Below are 7,129 nucleotides of genomic sequence, written 5' to 3' on the forward strand. Positions count from 1 at the left end.
GTCCGGAGCCCGGCCCCAGCCGCGGTGGCGCCTTCGCCATCGGCTCCGCCGGCCTCTCGGCCGTCTCGCTCTTCTCTGCCGGTCCTCGGCGGCTATGCCGTCCCACAGGCCGCCTCAGCTCCCCGGTTTCGTGCGGTGCAGATTCTTGTTGTGCCGTCGTACTTCGTGCCGTCGTACTTCGTGCCGTCGTACTTCGTGCGGTCGTACCTCGTGCCGTCGTACTTCGCGCGGTCGGCCGCCCGGCGGTGGTCGGTCGTGCGGTCCACCACCCGGCGGTTGTCGGTGGCACGGCCGCCCGCCCCGTGCTGGTCGGTCGTACCAACGGCCGCCCCGCGGCTGATGGTCATGCGCTCAGCCGTTGTGCGACGCATCGCGCAGTCTGCCATCGGTCCCCCCGTCACTCGACGCCACACCCCCGTCCGGCCTGTCGTCGCCCCGCTCGCCGTCACGCGACGACGCGCCGTCGGACCGCTCGCCTTCCACCGGCTCATCAGCCAGGACCTCCCCTTGCGCCACCTGACTCCCCGGCGCCTCGCCCTCAACCACCTCGACCGGAAGCGACCCCCTCTCGGGCGACGCTTCCTCGGGCGACTCCCCCTCGGACGGCTCGTCGTCACGCCGCCCGCCGTCGCCCCGCCCTTCCTCACCTACCTCGTATGCGCCAGGCGTCGCTCCCGCTTCGCCCCGCGACCCGTTCAACGCACCGGTGTCCGCCAGGAGTTCCCGGAACGCCGTCGCGACCGTCTCCGGGTACTCCATCATCGCGACGTGGCCCGCATCCGGCAGGGTCAACAGCCGTGCGTCGCGGAACGTCCGGGCGGCGCGGGCCGCCATCCGGTACGACACCAGGAGGTCCCGCCCGCCGTACACGAGCAGCGTCGGCGCCAGGACACGTTCGGCCTGGCGCCACAGCCCGTGCTGTCCGCCGAGCGTGTAGGCGTCGACCACCCCGCGCGCGGAACGGGCCATCGCGTCCCAGAAGTAGGGGAGCTTCAGGCGCCGCTCCATCTCGTCGACGGCGGCGCGGAAGCCCTCGGGCGACACCCGGTTCGGATCGCCGTAGCAGAGCGCCATGACGCCGCGGACGCGCTGTTCGGGCGTCCACTCCTTCGTCAGCCGGGTGAACAGCGAGGCGACGCCGGGCACAGCGAGCAGTCCGGTCGGCAGCGCGGTCCGCTGCACGCGGATCTCCGGCAGCGCGGGCGACACCAGGGTCAGCGTCCGCACGAGGTCGGGGCGGACGGCGGCCACGCGCGTGGTGACGGCACCGCCCAGCGAGTTCCCGAAGAGATGGACGGGGCCCCGGCCCCGCGCGTCGAGAAAGCGGATGACGGCCCGGGCGTGCCCGGTGACCGAGTAGTCGCCGTCGTCCGGGGGCGGCGAGTCGCCGAAGCCGGGCAGGTCGACGGCCTCGCCGTCCACCACGTCGGCGAGCAGCGGCATCAGCGCCGACCAGTTCTGCGAGGAGCCGCCGAGGCCGTGGACGTACAGGGCCGGCGGCAGCCCCGCGCGCGTGCCGGGCCGCGAGCGGACCCCCAGGGTGAGCCCCGGCAGCCCGACGGAACCGAGCCGCTCCCCCTCCTCGCCCCGCACGGCGCCCGTACGGGACACCGCGTCCGTGACGGTGGACGGCACACGCGGCGACTCGGTCGAAGACATGCGGGATATGTTACGAGACGATCACGCAGTGACTCGTGTGTTCGCCGTCACAGCCCGCATAGCGCGCCACTCCACTGTCTCCTACGCTCGATGTGTCTCCTACGCGCGATTCCGGACACCCCGCTTCAGGACACCCCGCTTCAGGACACCCCGCTTCACCCGCTTCAGGACACCCGTTTCAGGGCACCCGCATCAGGGAGCCGCTTCAGGGCACCCGACCAGCGCACCCGCCCACGGAGAACAGTGAGGAAGGGAGCCGGCGATGACGGTCGACCCCAGTGATCCCGAGATCTACCAGGACGGCAGCCCCGCGGAGATCGCCGTGGAGGCACCCGAGGAGGATTCCGCGGAGCAGCACGCGGACCTGACACCGGACCGGGACGACCCGCCCGCCGGGGACGCCGACCCGGACACGGCAAACGAGGCGGACCGCGCCGAGCAGGCGCGCGTGGTGTCCCTCGACGAGGACGACTACCGCTGAACCCGGCCGCACCCCGACGCCGGGCGACGATATGCACCGCTTTCCCGTGACAAGGACGCTACGCGCCGCTTTCACTGCCGTCCGGTCCATGAAATTCTGCGTCCGCACCGCGCACATCGCTGTTACCCAAAAGTACGATGACGGCGCGGCGCACACCGCACACGGACGATTTTGGGAGGCGGCGTGACAGCCACCGAGCAGACGGAGGCGGCGCGCCCGAAGGGCACACGCCTGCCGCGCCGTGCCCGACGCAATCAGCTTCTGGGCGCGGCCCAGGAGGTATTCGTCGCACAGGGCTACCACGCGGCCGCGATGGACGACATCGCCGAGCGCGCAGGGGTCAGCAAGCCGGTGCTCTACCAGCACTTCCCGGGCAAGCTCGACCTCTACCTGGCGCTCCTCGACCAGCACTGCGAGTCACTCCTGCAGTCGGTCCGCACCGCGCTGGCCTCTACGTCGGACAACAAGCAGCGCGTCGAGGCGACGATGGACGCCTACTTCGCGTACGTGGAGGACGAGGGCGGCGCCTTCCGGCTCGTCTTCGAGTCGGACCTGACCAACGAACCGGCGGTGCGCGAGCGCGTCGACCGCGTCAGCATGCAGTGCGCCGAGGCGATCTCGGACGTGATCGCCGAGGACACCGGGCTGTCCACGGACGAGTCGATGCTGCTGGCCACCGGGCTCGGCGGCGTCTCCCAGGTGGTCGCCCGCTACTGGCTGTCGAGCGAGAGCCCGGTACCGCGCGACAAGGCGGTCCAGCTGCTCACCTCGCTGGCCTGGCGCGGCATCGCGGGCTTCCCGCTGCACGGGGCCGAGCAGCACTGACACGCCCCCGCAGGACGGGCCGTCGGGCACCGCACCGTTTTGTTCCCGCCCGGCTGTTCGCTCTTGGCGTGCAGCCGGGGCGCCGGGAGGCTCGTCTCACCGGGCTAATCTGTGCTGCGTACGGCGCGGTCGCCCGCGCACATCACGGATCGTCGGAGGGACAAGGCCGTGGAGGTCAAGATCGGCGTGCTGCACACGCCCCGCGAGATCGTTCTGGAGAGCGATCAGTCCGCCGAGGAGGTCGAGGGCGCGGTGTCCGCGGCCCTGTCCGGCAAGTCGCAGCTGCTCTCCCTGACGGACGACAAGGGTCGTAAGATCCTCGTCCCTGCCGACCGTCTCGCGTACGTCGAGATCGGTGAGCCGGCGGTGCGCAAGGTGGGCTTCGGCCCGCTCTAGAGGCACACAGGACGCGCGCGGCAGACGCACGACATGAGTAAGGGCCCGGTGGTCGAATCCACCGGGCCCTTCTCGCTGCCCACTCCCGGGCCGACCGGTGCGCACACCGGCCCCGTCCACCGCTCGCCCCTCACACCGTCGTCATCGCCTCCCGCGCGCACAGGGCGCGCACAGCGTGGTCACACAGGGAGGGTTGCGTTCCGCACCCCAGGGGTAGACCGGCTACGACCGTGTGCACCGTCCGGCCGTGCGGGAGGGACCCATCATCATGCTGCTCGAGGCTGTCGGATCCGCCCTGCTCGGCCTGGCTCTCGCGCTCGCCGCGGGCCACCGGTTCCCGCGCCGGCTGCCGTCACAGCGGCTCGTCGTGCCGACGGGTGTCGCCGGTGGCCTGTTCGGCGCGTTCGTCACGCACAGCGCCCTCGGCCCGGGCCACGCCCTGGCCACGCTCGGCGGCGCGCTCGTCCTGTCGGTCGCCCTGCTGTCGCTGCTGGTGCGGCCCGCGCGCAGGCGAACGCAGCAGATCGGCGCAAACGCCTGACCGCGAACGCCGTGCCGCGCATGCCTGACCGCGAACGCTGATCGCGCGCCCTGTGCCGAGAACGCCCGACCGCGCACGCCCGACCGAGTGCGCCCGGCCACGCCCACCCGACTGCGCACGACGGCGGACCCCGCAGGGCCGCGCCCGCCGCGCCGACGCGTCAGGCAGCCAGCCCCAGCGCGGCCATCCGCTTGGTGTGCGCCTCGGTGATCCGGGAGAACATCCTGCCGACCTCGGCCAGGTCGAAACCGTCGGCCACGCCCCCGACCAGCATCGTGGAGAGCGCGTCGCGGTCCGCGACGACCCGCTGCGACTGCGACAGGGCCTCGCCCATCAGCCTCCGTGCCCACAGCGCGAGCCGGCCGCCCACGCGCGGCTCCGCCTCGATGGCGGCCCGCACCTTCTCGACGGCGAACGACGCGTGCCCGGTGTCGTCGAGCACGGCGAGCACGAGCGAACGGGTGTCGGAGTCCAGACGGGCCGCGACCTCCCGGTAGAAGTCGGAGGCGATCGAGTCGCCGACGTAGGCCTTGACCAGGCCCTCCAGCCAGTCCGACGGGGCGGTCTGCCGGTGGAAGCCGTCGAGCGCCGCGACGAAGGGGTCCATCGCCTCGGTCGGCTCGGCGCCGACCGCCGAGAGCCGGTCGCGCAGCTGCTCGAAGTGGTGGAACTCGGCGGAGGCCATCTTCGCCAGCTCCGCCTTGTCGGCGAGCGTCGGCGCCAGCTTCGCGTCCTCGGCGAGCCGCTCGAACGCCGCCAGCTCGCCGTACGCGAGCGCGCCCAGCAGGTCGACGACCGCGGCACGGTAGTTCGGGTCCGCGGAGGCGGTGTCCCAGTCCTGGGCGGCGATTCCGGTCGGGGCGGGGGTCGCTCCGGTGGACGGCTTGGCGTTGTCAGGCGTCTCCATGAAGCGCACAATAGCCCGCCCGCCGCCTCCCGGAAGTCCCTGGTCAAAGAGTGTGACGACGGCTACGTGACGAATTCGGCCATCGCATATGCGGGTTTCCGGGGTATGGTGGTAAAGAGCCCGCCGAGTGCAAGCCTGTGTCATGGTGCCTGCACGTATCTCCGACGGGCCTCATGAATGAGGATGCCCGGTCGGTGGCCCGATCGGCTCCGACCCGACAGCCCTCCGGGTCGTGCGTCACAGGACATACGGATCGAGGAGGGGCCCTCAGCGGCACGAGCGCTCGAGCGTCGGCAGTGGTCCCGCGCCATCCGGTCCACCCGCACTTGCGGATCGAGACCGGCGTACCAAAGGCACGGCACTGGCACGGTCACGACCCCCGCGTTCGCCTCGGACCGCACCTCACAGAAGAGGCAACACCCTGACTACGCAGACTTCGACATTCCGTCAGCTCGGCATCCTGTCCGAGACCGCTGAGGCCCTCGAGGCCGTCGGAATCGTCCACCCCTTCCCCATCCAGGAGATGACTCTCCCCGTCGCCCTCTCCGGCACGGACGTCATCGGCCAGGCCAAGACCGGCACCGGCAAGACCCTCGGTTTCGGTCTGCCGCTGCTCGAGCGCGTCACCGTCCCCGCGGACGTCGAGGCGGGCCGGGCCCGTCCCGACCAGCTCACCGACACTCCGCAGGCCCTCGTCGTCGTCCCGACGCGCGAGCTGTGCCAGCAGGTGACCAACGACCTGCTGACCGCCGGCAAGGTGCGCAATGTCCGCGTCCTCGCCATATATGGCGGTCGCGCCTACGAGCCCCAGGTCGAGGCCCTCAAGAAGGGCGTCGACGTGATCGTCGGCACCCCGGGCCGGCTGCTCGACCTCGCCGGGCAGAAGAAGCTCAACCTCTCGCACGTGAAGGCGCTCGTCCTCGACGAGGCCGACGAGATGCTCGACCTGGGCTTCCTTCCCGACGTCGAGAAGATCATCAACATGCTTCCGGCGAAGCGCCAGACGATGCTGTTCTCGGCGACCATGCCGGGCGCCGTCATCGGTCTCGCCCGCCGCTACATGTCGCAGCCGACGCACATCCGCGCCACGTCCCCCGACGACGAGGGCGCGACCGTGCGGAACATCGCGCAGCACGTCTTCCGCGCGCACAACATGGACAAGCCCGAGATGGTCGCGCGCATTCTCCAGGCCGACGGCCGCGGGCTCGCGATGATCTTCTGCCGCACCAAGCGCACCGCGGCCGACATCGCCGACCAGCTCAAGCGGCGCGGCTTCGCGTCCGGCGCGGTCCACGGCGACCTGGGCCAGGGCGCGCGCGAGCAGGCGCTGCGCGCGTTCCGCAACGGCAAGGTCGACGTGCTCGTGTGCACCGACGTCGCCGCGCGCGGCATCGACGTCGACGGCGTCACGCACGTCATCAACTACCAGTCGCCCGAGGACGAGAAGACCTACCTGCACCGCATCGGCCGCACCGGCCGCGCGGGCAAGAAGGGCATCGCGATCACGCTGGTCGACTGGGACGACATCCCGCGCTGGCAGCTGATCAACAAGGCGCTGGAGCTGGACTTCAACGACCCGGTCGAGACCTACTCGTCCTCGCCGCACCTCTACGAGGAGCTCAGCATCCCGGTGGGCACCAAGGGTGTCCTGCCGCGCTCCGAGCGCACGCGGGCCGGTCTGGACGCGGAGGAGATCGAGGACCTCGGCGAGACCGGCGGCCGTGGCGCCTCCGGGCGCGGGGGCCGTGGCGGCCGCCAGGACCGCGACCGCGACCGTGACCGTGACCGCGAGCGGGTCCAGGAGCGTGAGCGTCCTGCCCGTACGCCGCGTCGCCGTCGCCGCACCCGCGGTGGCGAGCCCACGAGTGCCGTCGAGGCCACGTCGAGCGGCACGGCTCCCGTGACGCCGGTCGAGGAGCACGCCTCCGAGCCGCGCACGCCCCGCCGTCGCCGTCGTACGCGCGGTGGCGCCCAGGGCGGTGCGCAGGTCGCCCCGGCCGCCGAGGCCGTCGTCGAGGCGGTGGAGACCGTCGCGGCCGTCGCCCCGGTGACCGAGTCCGCTCCCGCCGCCGAGGCGCCCGCCAGGCGCCGCCGTACGCGGAAGCGCGCGGAGGCCGCCGTCGACACGGTCGAGGCCGTCGCCGAGACCGCCGCGGTGACCGAGGCCGCCGAGACCGTGGCCACCGAGCCGGCCCGCCGCACGCGCACCAAGGCCGCGCCCGCCCCGGAGACCGCCGAGACCGTGGTGGACACGGTGGAGGCCACCGAGGCCGCGCCGAAGAAGCGCGCGCCCCGCAAGAAGGCCGTCGCCGCCGCCCCC

8 protein-coding genes are annotated in these 7,129 nt (G+C 72.2%); 5 read left to right on the forward strand and 3 right to left on the reverse strand.

What is annotated here, in order from left to right; genetic code table 11:
• Positions 1–92: 92 nt before the first annotated feature.
• Both GTW43_RS29765 and GTW43_RS29770 read right to left on the reverse strand, forming a co-directional pair.
• A complete protein-coding gene (locus tag GTW43_RS29765; RefSeq protein ID WP_161305093.1) occupies positions 93–347 on the reverse strand; it encodes a hypothetical protein in 255 nt (84 codons plus the stop codon).
• 4 nt (positions 348–351) lie between these two features.
• The gene (locus tag GTW43_RS29770) at positions 352–1,659 is read right to left on the reverse strand and encodes an alpha/beta hydrolase (RefSeq protein ID WP_237536887.1); all 1,308 of its coding nucleotides are present in this window, start codon (positions 1,657–1,659) and stop codon (positions 352–354) included.
• Between the two features lie 262 nt (positions 1,660–1,921).
• Here GTW43_RS29770 and GTW43_RS29775 point away from each other — a divergent pair, with 262 nt between their 5' ends.
• The 4 genes from GTW43_RS29775 to GTW43_RS29790 all read left to right on the forward strand — a co-directional run bounded on the left by GTW43_RS29775 (position 1,922) and on the right by GTW43_RS29790 (position 3,902).
• Positions 1,922–2,140, forward strand: coding sequence for a hypothetical protein (locus tag GTW43_RS29775; RefSeq protein ID WP_161305094.1), 219 nt, complete (start codon positions 1,922–1,924; stop codon positions 2,138–2,140).
• Between the two features lie 183 nt (positions 2,141–2,323).
• Complete coding sequence (locus GTW43_RS29780) at positions 2,324–2,965, forward strand: TetR/AcrR family transcriptional regulator (protein WP_161305095.1); 642 nt, start codon at positions 2,324–2,326, stop codon at positions 2,963–2,965.
• A 168-nt stretch (positions 2,966–3,133) separates the two neighbouring features.
• Positions 3,134–3,361, forward strand: coding sequence for a DUF3107 domain-containing protein (locus GTW43_RS29785; protein ID WP_343246156.1), 228 nt, complete (start codon positions 3,134–3,136; stop codon positions 3,359–3,361).
• Between the two features lie 268 nt (positions 3,362–3,629).
• Entirely contained in the window at positions 3,630–3,902 is a 273-nt protein-coding gene (locus GTW43_RS29790) for a hypothetical protein (protein ID WP_161305098.1), read from the forward strand.
• 160 nt (positions 3,903–4,062) lie between these two features.
• On the opposite strand, the gene GTW43_RS29795 is transcribed toward GTW43_RS29790, so the two are convergent.
• Positions 4,063–4,809: a ferritin-like fold-containing protein gene (locus tag GTW43_RS29795; RefSeq protein ID WP_202502121.1), complete on the reverse strand. Its 747-nt coding sequence runs from the start codon at positions 4,807–4,809 to the stop codon at positions 4,063–4,065.
• A gap of 523 nt (positions 4,810–5,332) precedes the next feature.
• Between GTW43_RS29795 and GTW43_RS29800 the strand changes: the two genes are divergently transcribed.
• The coding region (locus GTW43_RS29800; protein ID WP_237536888.1) for a DEAD/DEAH box helicase at positions 5,333–7,129 on the forward strand (1,797 nt) is incomplete at its 3' end.

The organism is Streptomyces sp. SID5785 (assembly GCF_009870065.1).
Classification (GTDB): domain Bacteria; phylum Actinomycetota; class Actinomycetes; order Streptomycetales; family Streptomycetaceae; genus Streptomyces.